This is a genomic window from Streptomyces sp. NPDC088730, from assembly GCF_044751215.1.
Classification (GTDB): Bacteria; Actinomycetota; Actinomycetes; order Streptomycetales; family Streptomycetaceae; genus Streptomyces.
Genome location: NZ_JBIVLK010000001.1, coordinates 1427142 through 1445885, shown reverse-complemented (window position 1 = coordinate 1445885; position 18744 = coordinate 1427142). Strand labels below are relative to the sequence as shown.

19 protein-coding genes and 2 pseudogenes are annotated in these 18744 nt (G+C 70.4%); 11 read left to right on the top strand and 10 right to left on the bottom strand.

The window, feature by feature from the left end:
• Positions 1–35: 35 nt before the first annotated feature.
• Positions 36–176: pseudogene (locus tag ACIP89_RS06500) on the bottom strand (carbohydrate ABC transporter permease); the annotation flags it as partial.
• Between the two features lie 11 nt (positions 177–187).
• Between ACIP89_RS06500 and ACIP89_RS06495 the strand changes: the two are divergent.
• The gene (locus ACIP89_RS06495) at positions 188–643 is read left to right on the top strand and encodes an aldo/keto reductase (RefSeq protein ID WP_402113504.1); all 456 of its coding nucleotides are present in this window, start codon (positions 188–190) and stop codon (positions 641–643) included.
• Positions 644–735: 92 nt separating this feature from the next.
• The gene (locus ACIP89_RS06490) at positions 736–1761 is read left to right on the top strand and encodes a VOC family protein (RefSeq protein WP_401925833.1); all 1026 of its coding nucleotides are present in this window, start codon (positions 736–738) and stop codon (positions 1759–1761) included.
• A gap of 3 nt (positions 1762–1764) precedes the next feature.
• On the opposite strand, the gene ACIP89_RS06485 is transcribed toward ACIP89_RS06490, so the two are convergent.
• The 4 genes and pseudogenes from ACIP89_RS06485 to ACIP89_RS06470 all read right to left on the bottom strand — a co-directional run.
• Positions 1765–2826 carry an aminotransferase class V-fold PLP-dependent enzyme gene (locus ACIP89_RS06485; RefSeq protein WP_401923450.1) on the bottom strand — a complete coding sequence of 354 codons (1062 nt, stop codon included), beginning with the start codon at positions 2824–2826 and terminating at the stop codon, positions 1765–1767.
• Positions 2827–2988: 162 nt separating this feature from the next.
• Entirely contained in the window at positions 2989–3711 is a 723-nt protein-coding gene (locus tag ACIP89_RS06480; protein ID WP_401925829.1) for a DsbA family oxidoreductase, read from the bottom strand.
• Positions 3712–3863: 152 nt separating this feature from the next.
• Entirely contained in the window at positions 3864–4349 is a 486-nt protein-coding gene (locus ACIP89_RS06475) for a GNAT family N-acetyltransferase (protein ID WP_401925827.1), read from the bottom strand.
• A 151-nt stretch (positions 4350–4500) separates the two neighbouring features.
• Positions 4501–4620, bottom strand: a pseudogene (locus ACIP89_RS06470) (IS5/IS1182 family transposase); the annotation flags it as partial.
• A 271-nt stretch (positions 4621–4891) separates the two neighbouring features.
• On the opposite strand from ACIP89_RS06470, the gene ACIP89_RS06465 reads away from it, so the two are divergent.
• From ACIP89_RS06465 to ACIP89_RS06435, 7 genes are all read left to right on the top strand, one after another.
• Positions 4892–5734, top strand: a complete 843-nt coding sequence (locus ACIP89_RS06465) for an SAM-dependent methyltransferase (RefSeq protein ID WP_402113357.1) — start codon at positions 4892–4894, stop codon at positions 5732–5734.
• Positions 5735–6417: 683 nt separating this feature from the next.
• Complete coding sequence (locus tag ACIP89_RS06460) at positions 6418–6891, top strand: NUDIX hydrolase (protein WP_402113354.1); 474 nt, start codon at positions 6418–6420, stop codon at positions 6889–6891.
• A 90-nt stretch (positions 6892–6981) separates the two neighbouring features.
• Positions 6982–7998, top strand: a complete 1017-nt coding sequence (locus ACIP89_RS06455; protein WP_402113351.1) for a Gfo/Idh/MocA family protein — start codon at positions 6982–6984, stop codon at positions 7996–7998.
• Between the two features lie 67 nt (positions 7999–8065).
• On the top strand, positions 8066–9355 hold the full coding sequence (locus ACIP89_RS06450; protein WP_401923441.1) for a DegT/DnrJ/EryC1/StrS family aminotransferase: 1290 nt from the start codon (positions 8066–8068) through the stop codon (positions 9353–9355).
• A gap of 29 nt (positions 9356–9384) precedes the next feature.
• A complete protein-coding gene (locus ACIP89_RS06445; RefSeq protein ID WP_401925818.1) occupies positions 9385–10074 on the top strand; it encodes a methyltransferase in 690 nt (229 codons plus the stop codon).
• A gap of 82 nt (positions 10075–10156) precedes the next feature.
• Positions 10157–10963, top strand: coding sequence for a histidinol-phosphatase (hisN, locus tag ACIP89_RS06440; RefSeq protein WP_402113349.1), 807 nt, complete (start codon positions 10157–10159; stop codon positions 10961–10963).
• A gap of 60 nt (positions 10964–11023) precedes the next feature.
• On the top strand, positions 11024–12589 hold the full coding sequence (locus ACIP89_RS06435; protein WP_402113347.1) for a carbamoyltransferase C-terminal domain-containing protein: 1566 nt from the start codon (positions 11024–11026) through the stop codon (positions 12587–12589).
• Positions 12590–12672: 83 nt separating this feature from the next.
• Here the strand turns inward: ACIP89_RS06435 and ACIP89_RS06430 are convergent, their stop codons facing one another.
• The 5 genes from ACIP89_RS06430 to ACIP89_RS06410 all read right to left on the bottom strand — a co-directional run bounded on the left by ACIP89_RS06430 (position 12673) and on the right by ACIP89_RS06410 (position 17317).
• Positions 12673–13008, bottom strand: coding sequence for a transposase (locus tag ACIP89_RS06430; protein WP_402113345.1), 336 nt, complete (start codon positions 13006–13008; stop codon positions 12673–12675).
• A 41-nt stretch (positions 13009–13049) separates the two neighbouring features.
• Complete coding sequence (locus ACIP89_RS06425) at positions 13050–14021, bottom strand: polysaccharide lyase family 1 protein (RefSeq protein ID WP_402113342.1); 972 nt, start codon at positions 14019–14021, stop codon at positions 13050–13052.
• Positions 14022–14199: 178 nt separating this feature from the next.
• Entirely contained in the window at positions 14200–15033 is an 834-nt protein-coding gene (locus ACIP89_RS06420; RefSeq protein ID WP_402113340.1) for an NAD(P)H-binding protein, read from the bottom strand.
• A gap of 155 nt (positions 15034–15188) precedes the next feature.
• Positions 15189–15800 carry a DUF1349 domain-containing protein gene (locus tag ACIP89_RS06415; protein WP_401923423.1) on the bottom strand — a complete coding sequence of 204 codons (612 nt, stop codon included), beginning with the start codon at positions 15798–15800 and terminating at the stop codon, positions 15189–15191.
• On the bottom strand, positions 15797–17317 hold the full coding sequence (locus tag ACIP89_RS06410) for an aldehyde dehydrogenase (NADP(+)) (protein ID WP_401923421.1): 1521 nt from the start codon (positions 17315–17317) through the stop codon (positions 15797–15799). The genes ACIP89_RS06415 and ACIP89_RS06410 overlap by 4 nt, the downstream gene beginning before the upstream one ends.
• A 154-nt stretch (positions 17318–17471) precedes the next feature.
• On the opposite strand from ACIP89_RS06410, the gene ACIP89_RS06405 reads away from it, so the two are divergent.
• Complete coding sequence (locus ACIP89_RS06405) at positions 17472–18242, top strand: IclR family transcriptional regulator (protein WP_024492240.1); 771 nt, start codon at positions 17472–17474, stop codon at positions 18240–18242.
• Positions 18243–18245: 3 nt separating this feature from the next.
• On the top strand, positions 18246–18719 hold the full coding sequence (locus ACIP89_RS06400; RefSeq protein WP_402113337.1) for a GNAT family N-acetyltransferase: 474 nt from the start codon (positions 18246–18248) through the stop codon (positions 18717–18719).
• The last annotated feature ends 25 nt before the right edge of the window (positions 18720–18744 follow it).

Here is an 18744-nt window from a genome sequence, read left to right as displayed (position 1 = left end):
GTATACCGTCCCACCCCCTCCGCCGTCGCGCGTGTTCACTCCTTCGTCGCTCCCGCGAGCATGCCCGAGACCAGGGTGCGCTGCGAGAAGAGGAAGAGGACGAGAACCGGCAGGATCGCCACGACGATCGCGAGCGCCAGCTCGGGGATCGTGATGTTGAGGCCCGCGCCCGCGAGTCGTCGGCGCGATCGGGATCGGCATGAACAGCGTGGACCCGCTGCGCCGCTTCGTCGCGGAGGGCGACCCGGACGTGGTGATGGTCGCCGGGCGCTGGACCCTCCTCGACCGCACCGCCGCCCCGCTCCTCGCGGAGTGCGCCGCGCGCCGGGTCTCGGTCATCGCGGCGGCCCCCTTCAACTCCGGTCTGCTGAGCACCGATCACCCCGAGGCGAGCGGGCGCTACGACTACGGCACGGTGCCCGCGGCCGTCCTGGACTGCGCCCGCGCGCTGGCCTCCCGCTGCTCGGCGCACGGTGTCCCGCTCCCCCGCGCGGCCCTCTGCTTCCCGCTGCGCGAACCGGTCGTGTCGAGCGTCCTGGCCGGCTTCCGCACCCCGGCGGAGGTCACCTCGGCCGCCGCCCACCTCGCCCATGGGGTCCCGGAGCGGCTCTGGGCCGAACTGGACGCGCCGAACAGGCTCTGAGAAGTGCCCGGTCAGCCGTCGCGCGGCGGGCGTCCGCGGGTCCCGGCATATCTCGCTGGACCCGGCGGCGCCCACGGGCGACAGTGTGGCCCATGACTTCACACGTACACCACGTCACCGTCGACTGCGCCGACGCCTATGAACTCGCCACGTTCTGGGCCCAGGTGCTGGGTTCCGCCGTCTCCGACGACGATGCCCCCGGTGACCCCGAGGCTCTCGTCGAGACCCCTGGCACCGCGCTGCTGTTCATCAGCGTGCCCGAACCGAAGAGCACCAAGAACCGCGTCCACTTCGACATCCAGCCGGACGACCGCACCCGGGACGAGGAGGTCGAGCGGCTGCTCGCCCTCGGTGCCACCCTCGTGGCGGACCACCGCAGGCCGAACGGACGGGGCTGGGCGACCCTGGCCGATCCTGAGGGCAACGAGTTCTGCGTGGAGTGCGGTGCGCGGGAGCGGGCGCTGCTGACCGGGACCCGGCTGCCGGTCACCGCGGACGACGTGGTCTCGGCGGTACGGCTCGCGGTCGCCGCGCTCAGGGAGTCCCCGGCGAAGGACTGGCACATCCCGGCGGGGACGCTCACCTGGGACTGCTGGGAGACCGTGGAGCACCTGAGCGACGACCTGTTCGCGTACGCCGCCCAACTGGGCCCGCAGTCGCCTCCGTTGGACGGCGAGGTGCCGTTCCACTGGACCAGGCGGCACGAGGGCGGGCCGGCCAACGCGATCTTCGCCGACCCGGCGGCCGGTACGGCGGGGCTGCTCCAGACCCTGGAGGCCGGCGGGGCGATGCTGGCGGCGATGGTCAGGACGACCTCGCCGGATGTCCGCTCGTACCACAGCCACGGGATCTCCGACGCGGAGGGATTCGCCGCGATGGGCGTCGTGGAGACCCTGGTGCACACCCACGACCTGGCCGAAGGCCTGGGCATCGGCTGGACTCCGCCCGCGGACCTCTGCGACCGGGTGCTGGCCCGGCTCTTCCCCGACGCCCCGGACGACAGCGACCGGTGGACCGTACTGCTGTGGTCCACCGGCCGCGCCGAACTGCCGGGCCGCGCACGGGTGTCGTCCTGGAAGTGGCACGGCGCCCCGCTGCCGGACGCTCCCCGGCCGTAGGGCTCAGCCGGTGAGCACGTCCAGCGCGCGGTCCACATCGGCCTCCGTGTTGTACAGGTGGAAGGCGGCCCGCAGGTTGCCGGCCCGGTTGGAGACCATCACCCCGGCCCGCACCAGTTCAGCCGCCCGCTCCCCGAGTCCGGGCACCGCGACCACGGCCGACTCCCCCGGCACCGCCTCGTGCCCGGCCCCGGCCAGCCCGTCCCGGAAGCGGGCCGCCAGGCCGGTGGCGTGGCCGTGAAGGGCGTCGAGGCCGATCTCGTTCAGCAGGGCGAGGGAGTGCTCCGCGCCGTGGTACGAGAGGAACGCGGGCGGTTCGTCGTAGCGGCGGGCGTCGGGCGCGAGCTCGGCGACCGGCCCGTAGGTGCTGCCCCACCGGTCGGCGGCGCTGACCCACCCGGCGAAGACCGGCGGCAGTGACGCCTGCGCCTCCTCCGTGACGGTGAGGAACGACGCGCCCCGCGGGCAGAGCAGGAACTTGTACCCGCCCGCGACCGTGTAGTCGTACGCCCCGGCGTCGATCGGCAGCCAGCCCGCGGACTGGGTGGTGTCCAGGAGCGTACGGGCCCCGTGCGCGGCGGCCGCGGCCCGGACCGCGTCCAGATCCGCGGTCCGGCCGTCGGCGGACTGCACGGAGGAGAAGGCGACGAGCGCGGTCTCGGGACGCACCGCGTCGGCCAGCCCCTCCAGCGGGACGTACCGCGTCCGGAGATCGCCGCGGGCCGCGAACGGAGTGACGACGGAGCTGAACTCCCCCTCCGGTGACAGCACTTCGGACCCGGCGGGCAGCGAGCAGGCGATCAGCCCGACATGGACGGAGACCGAGCTGCCGACCGCGACCCGGTCGGCGCCGACCCCGGCGAGCCGGGCGAAGCCCTCCCGCGCGCTGTCGGCGGCCTCGAAGTCACCGGCACCGTCCCGGCGGCCGGTGGCGTTCTCCTCCGCGAGGGCTCTCACCGCGTCCACGGTACGGCGGGGCAGCAGCCCGCAGCTGGAGGTGTTGAGGTAGGCGGTCTCCGGCGCGAACTCGGCGTCGACCGCACGGCTGAGCGAAGAGATCATCATGCGTCCAGCCTGGAGGCCCCTTACCCCATGGTCAATCACCAATAGTTGAGGGGTATCCCCAAGCAGCGCTTATGCGTGCGGGTGGCTGGAGCCCGTGGCGGACTTACGCGCACCCAGTGGCCAGGGCCCAGCCGCACGCTCGCGGGCGCAGGCGGCCACAGGTCAGCCGTTGCCGCCGCCCGACGCCGGGACCTCGCACGCGCCGTCGGCGTCGCAGGCCGCGGCGTCCCCGCCGATGGCGGTCAGCGGCCGGTCCTGCCACGCCTGCTCCAGGGCCTGGGCGAAGACCTCGGCGGGCTGGCCGCCGGAGATGCCGTACCGCCGGTCCAGCACGAAGAACGGCACCCCGTTGGCTCCCAGCTCGGACGCCTCCCGCTCATCGGCCCGCACCTCGGCCGCGTACGCCTCGGGGTCGGCGAGCACCGCACGCGCCTCGTCGGCGTCCAGCCCGGCCTCGACAGCGAGCTCGACCAGCACCTCGGCGTCGAAGACGGACCGCTCCTCGGCGAAGTTCGCCCGGTAGGCGATGTCCAGCAGCGCGTCCTGACGGCCGCGGGCCTTGGCCAGGTGCAGCAGCCGGTGGATGTCGAAGGTGCTGCCGTGGTCACGCCCCTCGCTGCGGTAGCCGAGCCCCTCGGCACGCGCGTTGGCGGCGACGCCCGCCTCCATGGACCGCGCCTCCTCGGGGCTGCGCCCGTACTTCCGCGCCAGCATGTCGAGGACCTGCACGGTGTCGCCCTTGGCCCGCCCCGGGTCGAGCTCGAAGGAGCGGTGCACCACCTCGACCTCGTCGCGGTGGGCGAACCCGGCCAGACCCTTCTCGAAACGGGCCTTGCCGATGTAGCACCACGGGCAGGCGATGTCGCTCCAGATCTCGACGCGCATGACTCTTCTACTCTCCGGGCTCTCGGGGGGGGCTGCTCCACGCAGCACGGACGATTTGAGGAACCCTCCGCCCCCTGGGAACACGTGTCCGGGCCCGTGTCATTCCCGGCCACCGGTCCCGACCGTTACTCCGGCCGCCAGTCCCGCCTTCCTCAGGCGCGCACCTCGGCCGGCACCGCCAGGCGCAGCACCAGATGGTCGCTCGTGCGGGGATGATCCAGATCGGGGGCCCAGCCCCGGGCCACGTAGAAGGACTGGGCGCGGGTGTTGTGGACGAACACCTCCAGCCGGGCTTCGGTCACCCTGTCCCGCTGCCAGGCCGCCACACACGCCTCGTGCAGCTCGGTGCCGATGCCCTCGCGCCAGCGGTCCGGTGCCACGTGGAGCTGGGTCAGGTGCATGACGCCGTCGCGCACGGCGTGGGCCGCGATTCCGGCGAGGGCGCCGTCCCGCTCCGCGCAGAGCACGGTGGCATCGGCGCGGTCGATGGCGCGGGCCCAGCCGTCCCGGCTGCGTCCGACCTCTTCCGCGCCCAGGTACTCCTCCTCCGGGAGGTGGCCGCGGTAGTAGGTGGCACGCGCTTCGGTGTGCAGGCGGGCTATCCCGTCGAGATCGGCGGGCGTGGCTATTCGGATCATGATGAGGGGGACGCTCCCGGACGACCGGAGGTTGCGGCCGTCCGGGAGCGTCCGGCGCCCTGGACCCGCGGCCCAGGGTCTGCCGTCACATGCCACGCCCACATCAGGAGTCATGCGAGGGCGACGGCTGCTTCGCAGGACTGGGCGATGTGTCGTAGCGGGTAGCGATGCCACGCCACTGCTCCAGCCGGTTGAAGCACCGTTCCACGAGGTTGCGGCGCTTGTAGACCCCACGGGCGCTCCGTTGATGACTGTCAGGCCGTCTTCCGGCCCGCCGGCGCGACAAGTACATTCTGCAGAATGGCGGCGAATCCGACATCGGGCGCCCCGCTCCCAGGAGCCTTCCGTCCTGGCTCGGGCGTGACAGCGCGAGCGCGAGGGCCACCACCAGGCAGGCGAGGACCAAGTGGCCGTCGCCCCGTGTCGCGATGCCGCGCACCGAGGCATCGTGAAGAACCGTGCGCCGAGTCCTCGGCTTCGGCGGTCACGCGGCGGGTCGGCCTCCTCACCAGCTGACACACCCTCACGATCGGGAGACATCGATGACCAACGACCCGTCCCCCCACCACACCGTCCCGTCGTCACAGGACGCCGGACGACTCCATGACGAGCAGACCGAGGCCGCGAACGGCGCCGCCGTCGACGGGAACATCCACGTCGGCTACTGGGACGACGCCGCGGACGACCGCTCCCTCGACGAAGCCACTGACCGGCTCACCGACCGCGTGGCGGCTCGGCTGGCCGGCGCACCCGGCCGGCGCCTGCTGGACGTCGGCTGCGGAACCGGACGGCCCGCCCTGCGCATCGCCCGGGCCACCGGCGCAGGAGTGGCGGGAATCTCGGTCAGCGACGAGGACATCGACCTCGCCCGGACCCGCGCGCACGCTGCCGCCCTCGCCGACCGGGTGGACTTCCGGTACGCGGACGCCTGCGCACTGCCCTTCGACGCCGCCTCCTTCGACGGCGCCTGGGCGATCGAGTCCATGATGCACATCCTCGACCGGACCGCCGCCCTCACCGAGATCGCCAGGACCTTGCGACCCGGAAGCCCGCTGGTCATCACCGATGTGCTGCTCCGCTCGCCGGTGACCGGGGACGACGCGGAGACAGTCCGCCGGACGTGCCGGGCGTTCGGGTCCCCCGGCTTCCCCCAACCGGCGGAGCTCCGTACGGCCCTCGACCGCGCCGGTCTGGAGGTGGTGGAGTTCAGCGACATCGGAGAGCACGTCCAGCGCACCTACCAGGCGTTCGCCGACGCCTTCGCCGATGTCGCACCCTCCGCCGACGACCCCCATTACGAGTTCTTCAACTCCACGCGCACACTTCCCCAGTTCGGTGCGCTCCCGCAGGTCGGCTACGTCTTCCTGGTCGCCCGCCGTCTGTGAAGCACACGCCGGTCGGGGGCCCGTGGCGGCACCGCGAGCCCCCGACCGGCGTGCGGCCGGCGTTCATGTCCGACGGGAAGCGTCACCGGGACCAAGAATGTGGAAAATCCGGCCGACATGTTCGACCGTGCAACGGTCGGCGGTGGCAAGAAAAAGTGTCCGCTCAAAGCGAAGTGCGCCTATGAACCGTTTCACGCACCGAGCGGGCAGACCGGGACGACAGCGGCCGCGGTTCGGTGCAGACTCCGGAAAACCTACGCCCGGCAGGATATGCGGCACCCCCGCAATGTCACACCCTCAGCATATGAATTGATGCCGCGTCAAGGAAAAAACGAGGCGTCCGAAGACGCATCCGAACGCGTGTGCAGCGCAGGATTCCAGGTAATATTCAGGGCGGAGAATCAGGCCCGGCATAGAGCATGATCCGCCGGCAGGCCGGGCAAATCGATTTTCTCTTCGAACTGTTCGAATCCTTTTCTATTCTACTCGAAGCTTGGCGCACGAAACCTCTTACGTGCAGGTGAAACGAGGGAAGAAAATGGCTGGCATGTTCCCCGGGAAATGGGAGTGGCCGCAGGTGCGGCTGGGGCCCCGACCCTCACTCGGTTCCTCCAGTAGTCCTCGCCGGCCGCTGCCGCGGATTCACCGACCGTGCGGTCTCCCGAGCCCGGTGGACGGCTGACGTGACCGGGGCGGCCGAACCCCGGCGCGTGGTGGGCGCGCTGATCCGCGACCCGCACGACCGGATCTTCGTCCAGCGCCGCTCGGCCGAGCGGCGCCTCTTCCCCGGGTGCTGGGACGTCGTCGGCGGAGCCGTCGAGGAAGGCGAGTCCCTCCTTGACGCGCTGGGCAGGGAGATCGCGGAGGAGACCGGCTGGCGGCTGCGCCGCGTTGTGGCCCTGGTGGTCCATGAGGAGTGGGTCGCGGACGGACTGCGGCACGTCGAGTCGGACTACGTCGTCGAGGTGGACGGGGACCTCTCCTCGCCCGCACTCGAACGGGACAAGCACACCGAGTTCGCCTGGATCGCGGCCGATGAAGTATCGCTGCTCGACGAGAACGCGCGAGGCGGCGGAAGCAACTTCATCAAGGGCGTGGTGACCGCAGGACACACCTGGCTCTCCAATCCTTCCGGAAAAAGCGGAAGAATCCTCTGAACCCGCTGCCACAAGAGTCCCATCGGTGTCTCCACGATCCTTTCTGGATGCCCACGTCATCCTCAGATCTTCTGCGAGGAGATATTCCGCATGCCCGGTGACAGGTTGAATAACGTGCGCCCGCGACCGCGAGTACTGGTGGTCGGATTTGCTGGACATCAGGGAAAGGAGTATCTGCCGGTCGTTCAGGAGCATGCAGAATTGGTCGGCGGCGTGGACCCGGCCCCGGCGGCCTCGTCGCTCGCCGCGAAATGGGGCTTCCCGCATTACGACGCCCTCGGCGAGGCGCTCGAGAAGGTAGAATTCGATGTCGCCGTGGTTACCGTGCCGCACAGTGACCACTTCCCGGTCTGTGTGAAACTCCTGGCGCACGGCAGGCACGTCATCAAGGAGAAGCCGTTCGCCGTCACAGAACAAGAGGCCCGGCAACTGGTATCCCTGGCACAACGGGCTGACCGCAGCGTCTTCACGCTGCTGCAACGGAATTTCCACCCCGCGTTCCAGTTCGCCCAGGAGAACCTCGCGCGGATCGGGCAGCCCTACTGGTTCTCCTACGACTACCACTTGAACCTGGCCCATCCGACCACGGGTTGGCGCGCCTTGCGGGAGCAGGCGATGGGCGGGGTGCTCCTCGACATGGGCTACCACCTCATCGATGTGCTCTGCGGAATGTTCCCTGAACCTCCTCGGGTGCACGCCGCGTTCGTGCACCAGTACCAGGAGATGCGGGATCGTCGGCTGGAGGATCTCGTCAGCCTCATGTGCGGTTATGCCTCGACGGGGTTGACGGGCTCGCTGCGCATCTCCCGCCACAGCCACGAGAAGACCGAGCACCTCTGCGTGCTCGGTACGGAGGGCGCCTTGAACGTCGATGCCGGGGTCGCCACCCTGCACGCCGTCGGGGGGCTGTTGCTGGAGCGCCACACCTGGGAAGGCGCCAAGATCGACGCCGTGCGTTCCATGATCGCCCACCATCTGGAGCACCTGGACGACCGCTACTACCGCCAAAGCCACCTCCAGCGTCAGCTCGCCGCCGTGCGCACGATCGACGGGATCTACCAGGAGCGGTTGCGCGAGCGGAACGAACTCGCCGACCGGTGTGCCTGACCCCGTACCCGCACCGCCCAGGTCCGACGCGCCGTTCCCCAGCCTCACGCAAAGACAGGAAGGACACATGACCACCACCGATCAGCTCGCCCTTCTCGGCGGCAGGCCCGTGATCGAGCAGCCGCTCCCGCACGAAGTCTGGCCGCCTCCCGCCGAGGAGGCGGAGCTGTCCGAACTGGCCGAGCAGCGGAACACCGACATCTCCATCAAGGGCAACAGCGGCCCCATCGGCCGGCTGGAGTCCGACTTCCTCGCCTTCCTGGACGGCGGAGCCCGCTTCGCCGTCACCTTCAACTCCGGTACCAGCGCCCTGTTCGCCGCCTACTTCGCCCTCGGGGTGCGCGAAGGCGTGGACGTCGTGGGACCGGCACTCACCTACCACGCGGCGCTGAGCCCCGTCTTCGCCCTCCGCGGCGACGTGGTCCTGGCCGACATCGACCCCGACACCCGCGGCCTCGACCCGAAGGCGCTCCAGGCCACGATCACCGAGCACACCAAGGTGATCACTGTCGTCCACCAGTGGGGCCACCCCTGCGACATGGACGCGATCCTCCAGATCGCCGAGCGGTACGGGCTGCGCGTTCTGGAGGACTGCTCCCACGCCCACGGCAGCCGTTACAAGGGCAGGCCCGTCGGCACCTTCGGCGACGCAGCGGTCTTCTCCCTCCAGGCCAACAAGGCCGTCTACGCGGGCGAGGGGGGCATCCTCGTCACGAGCGACCCCCAGGTGCACGATCGCGCCACCCTCCTCGGGCACTACCGGGACCGGTCCCGGGACGCCGTCCTCGACGAGGAGCTGCGGACGCACTGGGTCACCGGCTTCGGGCTGAAACTGCGCATGTCGCCGTTCAACGCCATCGTCGCCCGGCACGCGCTCGCGGCGTTCCCGGCACGCATGAAGGCCCGGCACCGTTGTCTGCGCCACATGGGCGGGCAGCTCGGCGACGTGGCCTATCTGGAGCCGGTGCACGTGGCCGACCACGTCGACATGGGCGCCTGGTACGGGTACAAACCGCTCTACCGGCCCGGGGCGCTGGGCGGCGTCCCCCGCGCTGTCCTCATCGAGGCGCTGCGCGCCGAGGGCATGGAAGTGGGCGCTCCCTCCGGACCCCGGCTCTCGACCTTGCCGCTCTACGCCCGCCGGGAGAACCCGCTCTTCCCCGGCTCGGCGAAGAAGGGCGTCGCACCGGAGAGCGGCTCTCGCGCGGAGCACGTCGAGCAGCACGCACTGTCCCTGCCCACGTTCACCAACTGGCCGGAGGACAAGTCGCTCATCGACCAGTACGCCGAGGCTTTCCGCAAGATCGGCCGCCACCGCGAAGCGCTCGTGCGGTATACCGCCGGGCCGAACCGATGACCCGTACCACCGCCCGAAAGGCACTGTCGATGACTGTCGAGGAGACCCCCGAGACCGTTGCCCAAGCCCTCCAGCACGCCCTCGCCGGTGAAGCCCTGCCGGACTCCTTCACCCTGCTGGGCCGGGAATGGAGCCTGCACCGAGGCGTCTTCCCGAGCACCCTGAGCGCCGCCACCGAGGTGCTGGCCTCGATCGTGCCGTATCCGTCCGGCGGTTCGTTCCTGGAGGTCGGCTGCGGCACGGGCGTCATCTCCGTGACCGCCGCCCTGACCGGCTGCACCTCCGTCACCGCGCTGGACATCAATGACAAGGCAGTGGCCAATACGGCCGCTAACGCGGAGCGGCACGGTGTCAGTGACCGGATGCGCGTCCTCCACAGTGACATGTACGCGGGACTCGACCCCTCGGACCGCTTCGACGTCATCTTCTGGAACGTGCCGTGGACGTATGTGGAGGACGACTTCCCGCTCTCCACAGACCTGCACTCCGCTGTCTTCGATCCGGGCTACCGGGGCCAGGCCCGGTATCTCGCCGGCGCCCCCGAGCACCTGTCCGACGGCGGAAGGCTGCTGCTGGGTACAGCTGACCTCGGCGACCGCGAACGGCTCGACGCTGTCGCCGCGCAATCCGGTATGCGGGTCGAACTGCTGCGCCGGGTGCGCCGGATCGAGGAGGTCCGGGTCATGGAGTACCACCTGCTCGAACTGCACGCGAAGTAGTCCAGTACCACCTGGTCGCTCCGCCCGGATCCGCCGTGGGCCGAGCCCCCCGAAACCCGCGAGGAGTTCAGTGAGGCGCCCGATGGCACGACAGGACGATCTCGAACTGGCCCTGGGACTGGGCGACATCGCCGACCGCATCACCGGCCGTCGCTTCCAGGCGCTCGACCTGATGGTCCGGGAGAAGCTGGACCGTACACCCGTGACCGACGCGGACACCGCCGTCGAGACAGCGGTACGCGAGGCACTGGCATCCGCCCGCCCCGACGATGCCTTCGCCGGGGAGGAGACCGGTGGCTCCGTGACAGCCGGACGCACCTGGCTGATCGACCCGATCGACGGAACCAAGAACTTCCTGCGCGGGGTACCGGTCTGGGCCACACTGATCGCTCTGCTGGACGACGGCCGGCCCACCGTCGCCGTGATCAGCGCCCCCGCCCTCCACAGCCGCTGGTGGGCAGCCTCCGGCAGGGGCGCCTGGCTGCGACGCGGACCGGCAGGCAGCGCCCCCCTGCCCCTGCGGGTCTCCGGCAGAACCCGTCTCGCCGACGCCTACCTCTCCACCACCAGCACACGCACCTGGGACGTCTTCCACTCCCGTGCGGCCTATCTACGCCTGGCCGAGGAGTGCTGGGAGGACCGCGCCTTCGGGGACTTCCTCCAGCACTGCATGGTCGCCGAAGGAACCCTCGACATCGCGGCCGAACCGGTCGTGAACCCCTGGGACATCGCCGCCGTACAGATCCTCGTGGCAGAAGCCGGTGGTGTCTGCACCGATCTCCTGGGCGCCTCGCCCCACCACGGCACCGGCGTCCTGTGCGCCAACCCGCAGTTGCATCGGCTCGCCCTGCAGATCCTCTCGCCGGCGGCCGGTCCCGGTGCCGTCTGATCCCGGCATCCCACGGTCAGGGCGGAAGTCCGCAGCGCATTCATAGAGAAACGGACCATCATGCTGATTCTTTCCCTCAAGGAAGGCCATGACGGGGCAATCGCTGCCGTCGAGGACGGGAAGCTGCTCTTCTCCCTTGAAGCGGAGAAGGACTCCTTCCTCCGCTACAGCACCCTGACGGCCGAGGTGTTCGCCGTGGCGGCCGACCGGCTGGACAAACAGCCCGACGTCATCGCCATGAGCGGCTGGATCAAGGGGACCCAGGCCACCGACCAACCCTCACGTGCCGGATACTTCGGTGTCGGTGGATCCGCGATCTCGGACGACGCCGGCCGTTTCTTCGGAAAGAACGTGCGCGTCTTCTCCTCCACTCACGAGCGCTCTCACATCATGACGTCCTACGGTATGTCGTCGTTCCGTAGGGATCAGCCCTTCTACAGCTTGGTATGGGAGGGGAACATCGGCTCGTTCTACCGCATCGACGAGCGCGGGACGGTGACCCATCTCCAGGAGGTGCTCACCTACCCGGGCAACAAGTACTCCTACGGCTTCGCGCTCGCCGACCCCAAGTACAGCTCGCACGAGGAATTCGTCCGCTTCCAGGATGCGGGCAAGCAGATGGCACTGGCCGGATTCGCCGAGGACCGGCCGCCCACCCCGATGGAGCGGGACGTCATCGACTTCGTCCTCGGTCAGAGGGAGGTCATCACCGGCAGCCTGAAGGACCGGATGACCGATTCCCCCTTCTACAACATCGGCGTGGAGACGGACGCGTACAAGAATCTCGCCGCCCGTCTGTCGGACGCCATCTTCGACCGGTTCCACGCCTACGCCCGGGAGCATATGACGGAGGGCCTCCCGCTCCTCATCTCCGGCGGCTGCGGGCTCAACTGCGAGTGGAATCGCCGTTGGCGCGAGTGTGGGCTCTTTCCCGCGGTCTTCGTCCCGCCGTGCCCCAACGACAGTGGTTCCGCGATCGGAACCGCCATCGACGCGCAGCACTTCTACACCGGGGAGGCCGGACTGGACTGGGACGTCTACGCGGGCGGCGAATTCGTCGAGGACGTGGCCTTCGACTCCCAGCGCTACGAGATCCGGCCGCTCGACTACAGCGAGGTGGCCCGCTACCTCCACGACGGGAACATCGTCGGCTGGGCACGCGGCCGCTGGGAGATCGGCCCCCGCGCCCTCGGGAACCGGTCGATCCTCGCCGCTCCCTTCACCGAGCAGACGACGGAAAGGCTCAACAAGATCAAGCAGCGCGAGAGCTACCGCCCCATCGCCCCGATCTGTCTGGAGCAGGACGCGGGCCGCTGGTTCAGCGGAGGAGTGCCCGATCCCTACATGCTGTACTTCAGCCAGGTCGAGTCCGGCGAACTGCGGGCGGTGACGCACGTCGACGGAACAGCCCGCACCCAGACCGTCGATCCGAAGGCCAACCCGGAGATGGCGGAACTCCTCATCGCCTTCCGTGAGTTGACTGGAGTCAGTGTCCTCTGCAACACCTCGCTCAACTACTCGGGACGCGGGTTCATCAACCACAGCAGCGACCTGATCGCGTACGGCGAACTCCACGGGCTGGACGGATATGTCGTGAACGACACATTCATCACCCCTCGGCGGTGACGTCTCCCCCTCGGCGGGCCCGTCCCCGTGCCTGATGAAGAACTGCTCGTGTCCGCCCGGGGTACACCTGGGTTCGGTCAGGGCTAGGTCCCCCGCCGCATGCTGGTGGGCCCGGACGATCGTGGAATCGACGGACACCAGCCACTCGATGCCGCCCGCCGCATCCAGCTTCGCCTGTACGGCCCGCAGCATCCGGTCGAACGTCCCGTCGCCGCCCCCCTGCGAAAACGCGTATGCAGCGTGGCTGACGGACCGTGACGGTCGGGCACATCCCGCCAGGCCGCCCCGGTCCGGAACTTCCAAACGATCCCGTTCAGGACCCTGGGGTCGTCCAGCCGTTTCCGTCCCCGCACCGACTTGGGCAGCAACGGCCGGACGAACTCCCATTCACCATCGGACAGTTCATGGCGACGTATCACGACACCATGATCCCCCAGTGATGATCATTCGAAGACACTGCCTAGAGGTGGCCGGCGCCCGCCCCGCCGGTCACGGAGGAGACGACGGACGAGGCCGGCTCCGCGGTGTACGAGTACGGCGCCTGGGTCAACGTGCCGACCTGGGAGATCTCGGTGGCCGCGCCGCCGAGGTCGTTGCCGCGTTCCACGACGTAGCCGTCCTCGTCGCTGTCGCGGATGGTGGTGATGGCGACACCGGTGCTGCGGAAGACGTTGTTCTCCACCAGCATCTGGGCGCCCATCCGGGAGTGCACCGCCGTCGAGGCGCCGACGACGTAGTTGTCGTAGAAGTGTCCGGTGCCGAACCGGAGGCTGGGGATGCGGGAGTTGACGTTGTTGAAGTAGTTGTGGTGGTAGGTCACGTGGAGGTGGCCGGTGTCCTCGCTCGCGTTGCTGTCGCTGTGGCCGACCAGGCTGCCCTTGTAGTGGTCCTTGAAGGTGTTCCAGGAGACGGTGACCTGGTCGGAGGCGTGCGTGATGTCGAGCAGGCCGTCGTAGTAGTCCTTGTCGTGGTCGCGGTCGGCGGAGAACGTGTTGTGGTCGATCCACACCTTGGTGGACTTCTGGACGGTGATCCCGTCGGCGGGGGCGACCGGCTTGCTGATGTTGAGGTTGCGGATCACGATGTTCGTCGAGTTCTTCAGCCGCAGCCCGCCGCCGGTGAACCCGGAGGACGAACCGACGCCGAGCACGGTGGTGTTGGACCCGACGTCGACCTGTCCGCTCAGCGAGATGATCCCGCTGACCTTGACGGTCTTGGCGGCGGTCCCGGTGACGGCCGTCTTGAACGCGGAGAGGCTGGTGACGGTCACGGCGGCGGAGCTGCCGCCGCCGGTCGTGCCGGCCCCGTATCCCACGGGTGAGGTTTCGGCGGCCCCGGCGGACCCCGGAAGCAGGGCGACGGCGACGACGGCGACTGTCCCGGCGGCGAGGGCCGTGAGGCCGCGGCTACGGGTGCGGAGGTGGGTGCGCATGATGTCCCTTCGGTACGACGAGGTGCGGGGAGGGTGCTGTGCTCGGCGGCTTGCGGGCGGTGCGGTTTCTCCGCTCGCGAGGCGCTGTCTCCCTGTTGTCGTCGCCGGGGGGCCGGGGGTTGCCGGGTCGGGGACGTAATTTCGCGGACGAGCCCGGCGGAGGAGATCGGCGGACGGATCAGCGGAAGGCGTCGGCGTTCTCCGAGGCCCACTGCCGGAACGGGCGGGCCGGTGTTCCGGTGACCTGTGCGACCGTGTCGCGCACCCTGAGCAGCTCCTCGTTCACGTCTCCGCCGGTGACGTCCAGTACCGCGTCCGCGGCTTCGGCCCCGAACACGGCGGCCATCTGCGCGTGGGCCTCCGCGCGGCTGATCTCGGCGAAGGGCACCTCCCGGCCCAGTACGGCCGCGATGGCCTCGGCCTGCCCGCGGGCGCTCACCGGCTCCGGACCGGTCAGGGCGTACGCGCGGCCGCGGTGGCCGGGCTCGGTCAGTGCCACCCGCGCCACCGACGCGATGTCCGCGGGGTGGATGGCCGGCAGTGCGGTCTCCGCGTACGGCGCGCGCACGGTCTCGTGGCCTCGGACGGAGGCCGCCCACATGAGGGCGTTGGAGGCGAACTGCGTCGGCCGCAGGATCGTCCAGGCCATGCCGCTCGCTCCGAGCAGTTCCTCCACCGCCAGGTTCTCACCGGCGGCGCCGAGGTGGGGGTGGGTCAGGACGGTGATCGACGACACCAGCACGACGTGCTCCACACCCGCCTGCCGGGCGGCTTCGAGGATGTCGGCGTCCGGGCCGAGGCGTGACACGAGGAACATCGAGCGCACCCCTTCCAGCGCGGCCCTGAGGGACGCCGGCTCCGCGAAGTCGCCCTCCACAGCCTGGACCCCGTCGGGGAAGGCCACCCGTGAGGCGTCACGGGTGAGCCCCCTGAGCGGACCGGCGCCGTGTGCGTGCAGTTCCTTCAACAGCGCGGTGCCGATGTTTCCGGTGGCTCCGGTCACGAGGATCATGAGCGTGTGTCCCGTCGTCAGGCGATGAACCGGACCACACGCTAGAACCCCAAGCGGACTTGGGGTCAAGGCGTCGTTCGCCCCTGTCCCGTCAGGCGCACGTGTACGCGCCGTGACGGGTGGCGTCACGGCGCGTACCGGCGGCGGGGCCTCGGTCAGCTCCCGTCGCGGAGGTCCACGAGGCCCGTCGGGCGGAACGTGATCCGGTCGAAGGCGGCCTCGCAGCCGTCACCCGTGGGTGACTGGACCAGGAAACCGATGGACGCGGCGGCGGCCTGCTCCGGGGTGCCCAGGGCGAAGACGCGGACGAAGGTCCACTTCTCGCCGTCGGCGGAGGCGTGGCAGGCGAAGGCGCTGCCGGTACGGCTCAGCCGCAGCCAGTGGGTGTCGCCTTCCACGACGGCGGAGTTGACGTCGTCGGAGTGGCCCCGGGTGACGACCGTGCAGACGGTGGGGTGGTCCGGGGACAGCTCCAGACAGAGCTTGGCCCACTCGCGGTCACCGACGTGGAGGTAGAGGACGCCCGCGTCGAAGGCGGCGGCGAAGCCGACCCGTACCCGGGCGATCAGCTGGAAGTCGCCCTCCGGGGCGGTGCCCAGCAGCCGGGGCGCGTCGCTCGCCGGTTCGAGGGCGGCGCCGCCCGGCGGGACGAAGCGGTCCTGCCGGGCGCCCGCGCGGCCGGTCAGTACGCCGCCCTCGTAGGCCCATTCCGTCGCCGGGCCGAACGGTTCGAGGCCGAAGGGGAGTTCGGGAAGTCGCAGAGTCATGCGCGGCGTCCGTCCACCCGGCGGGGCAGCCCCTGCGGGTTGTCCTCGCGCAGCTCCGGCGGGAGCAGGGCCTCGGGGGTGGTCTGGTAGCTGACCGGGCGCAGCCAGCGCTCGATCGCGGTGGCGCCGACCGAGGTGGAGGTGGAGGTGGTGGCCGGGTAGGGGCCGCCGTGGTGCTGGGCGGGGGCCACGGCGACGCCGGTCGGCCAGCCGTTGACCAGGACGCGGCCGGCCAGCGGGGTGAGCGCCGCGAGGAGTGCGGCGGCGCTGTCGTCGGCCTGCTCCGTGGCGATCTGGAGGGTGGCGGTGAGGTTGCCGGGCAGCCGGGAGAGGACCGCGGTGACCTCTTCCTGGGAGGTGTAGCGGGCCACGACGGTGACCGGGCCGAAGCACTCCTCCAGGAGGGCGTCGTGCGGGCCCTCGGTGGTGAGGAGGTGCGCCGGTACGGTCAGGAAGCCTGCCGCGACGGTGTGGTCGCCGCCCGCGCCCGGGGTGACCGGGGCGTCCACGTCCGGGAGGGCGGCGCGCTCGCCGACTCCGGCGAGGAAGGCGTCACGCATCCGGTGGTCGAGCAGTACGCCGGCCTCGGTGTCGCTGACCGCCTCTGTGAGGGACTTCAGGAGGCGGTCACCCGTCTCGCCCGCCGGGACGAGGACGAATCCGGGCTTGGTGCAGAACTGGCCCGCGCCCATGGTCATCGACCCCGCGAGCCCGGCACCGATCTGCTCGCCGCGCTCGGCGGCGGCCGCCTCTGTGACGACGACGGGGTTGAGGGAGCCCAGCTCGCCGTGGAACGGGATGGGCGCGGGCCTGGCCGCCGCCGCGTCGAAGAGGGCGCGGCCGCCGCGCACCGAGCCGGTGAAGCCGGCGGCGCTGACGAGCGGGTGCCTGACCAGCTCGACACCGGCCTCGAAGCCGTGCACGACGGTGATGACGTCCTCGGGGAGACCGGCCTGGACGGCGGCCCTGCGCAGCACGGAGGCGCAGAGTTCGGAGGTCGCCGGGTGGTCGGGGTGGGCCTTGACGACGACCGGGCAGCCGGCCGCTAGGGCGCTGGCGGTGTCGCCGCCGGGGACGGAGAACGCGAGCGGGAAGTTGCTGGCCGCGTAGACGGCGACGACCCCGAGCGGGATCTTGTAGCGGCGCAGGTCGGGCCACGGCGGGGTGCGGGTGGCGTCCTCGTGGTCGATGTGGATGTCGAGGAAGGCGCCCTCGTCCACGACCTCCGCGAAGGCCCGCAACTGTGCCGCGGTGCGGGCGAGTTCTCCGGTGAGCCGGGCCGGGCCGAGTGCCGTCTCCGCGTCGGCGGCCTCGATGACGTGCTCACCGGCCTCGGCGAGCAGATCGGCCGCGGTGCGCAGGAAGGCGGCGCGCGCGGTGCGGTCCGCGAGCGAGGCACGTGCGGCGTGGGCGGCCCGGACCGCCCGGTCGACCTCCTCCGCTGTAGCCTCCACCGCAACCTGCTCACGCGGGTTCCCGGTGCGGGGGTCGACGCTCCAGACTGGTGCTGCTGCCACCGTATTTCCTTCCGCTCCGCTGCCACACATCAGAAGTTGTTCGGTATTCTGAACAAAGTTCCTGATCGTGAATATGAGGCGACTCTATTTCCGGGCGTTCGGTGTTGGCAAGAAGTCGCAGGTTTCGTAAGTGGGCTGGAAGGGGCGTAGGGCGATGTCGGTTGCCGAGTCTGGTGGGGCACAGGTCAAGTCCGCGGTACGGACGGTGGAGCTGCTGGAGTACTTCGCCGGGCGGCCCGGCATGCACTCGCTCGCCGCGGTGCAGGAGGCCGTCGGCTACCCCAAGTCCAGCCTCTACATGCTGCTGCGCACCCTGGTCGAGCTCGGCTGGGTGGAGACGGACGCGACCGGCACGCGGTACGGGATCGGTGTGCGGGCGCTGCTGGTCGGCACCTCGTACATCGACGGCGACGAGGTCGTCGCCGCCTCCCGCCCCACCCTGGACCGGCTCTCCGACGACACCACGGAGACGATCCACCTGGCCCGTCTCGACGGGACGAACGTGGTGTACCTCGCCACCCGCCAGTCCCAGCACTATCTGCGCCCCTTCACCCGGGTCGGCCGCAGGCTGCCCGCGCACTCCACCTCGCTCGGCAAGGCGCTGCTGGCCACCCACAGCGACGAGCAGGTCCGCAAGATGCTGCCCGAGACGCTGCCCGCGCTGACCGAGCACACCCTGACCGACCGGGAGAAGCTCATCGAGGAGCTGCGCCTGATCCGCGAGCAGGGGTACGCGGTGGACCGCGAGGAGAACACCCTGGGGCTGCGCTGCTTCGGTGTCGCGATCCCGTACCGCACCCCGGCGCGCGACGCGATCAGCTGCTCGGTGCCGGTCGCCCGGCTCACGCCCGCGCACGAACAGACGGTCAAGGACGCGCTGTTCGACGCACGCGACCGGCTGACCCTCGCGACCCGGAGGCTCTGACCCGTGGAGATCTCGCTGCGCCCGGTCCAGGACGGCGATCTGCCGCTGTTCTTCGACTGGATGTCCGACCCGGTGGCGGTCCAGGCCGCCGCCTTCACCAGCGAGGACCCCACGGACCGGCACGCGTTCGACGCGCACTGGGCGCGCGTCCTGGCCGACCCTTCGGTCGTGATGCGCAGCGTCCTCGCCGACGGGGTGGTGGCCGGCAACGCCGGGGTCTACGGGCCGTCGGACGACCGCGAGGTCACCTACTGGATCGACCGGGCGCGCTGGGGCCGCGGTGTGGCGACCGCCGCGCTGGCCGCCCTGCTCGCCGCCGTACCGGAACGGCCGCTGTACGCGCGTGCCGCGGCCGACAACGCGGGGTCCCGGCGGGTGCTGGAGAAGTGCGGGTTCACCGTGACGGGCCAGGACCGCGGCTATGCGAACGCCCGCGGCGAGGAGACGGCCGAGCTCCTGTTCACCCTGCCGGGATGAGGAGGCGGCCGGGATCGCGTTGACC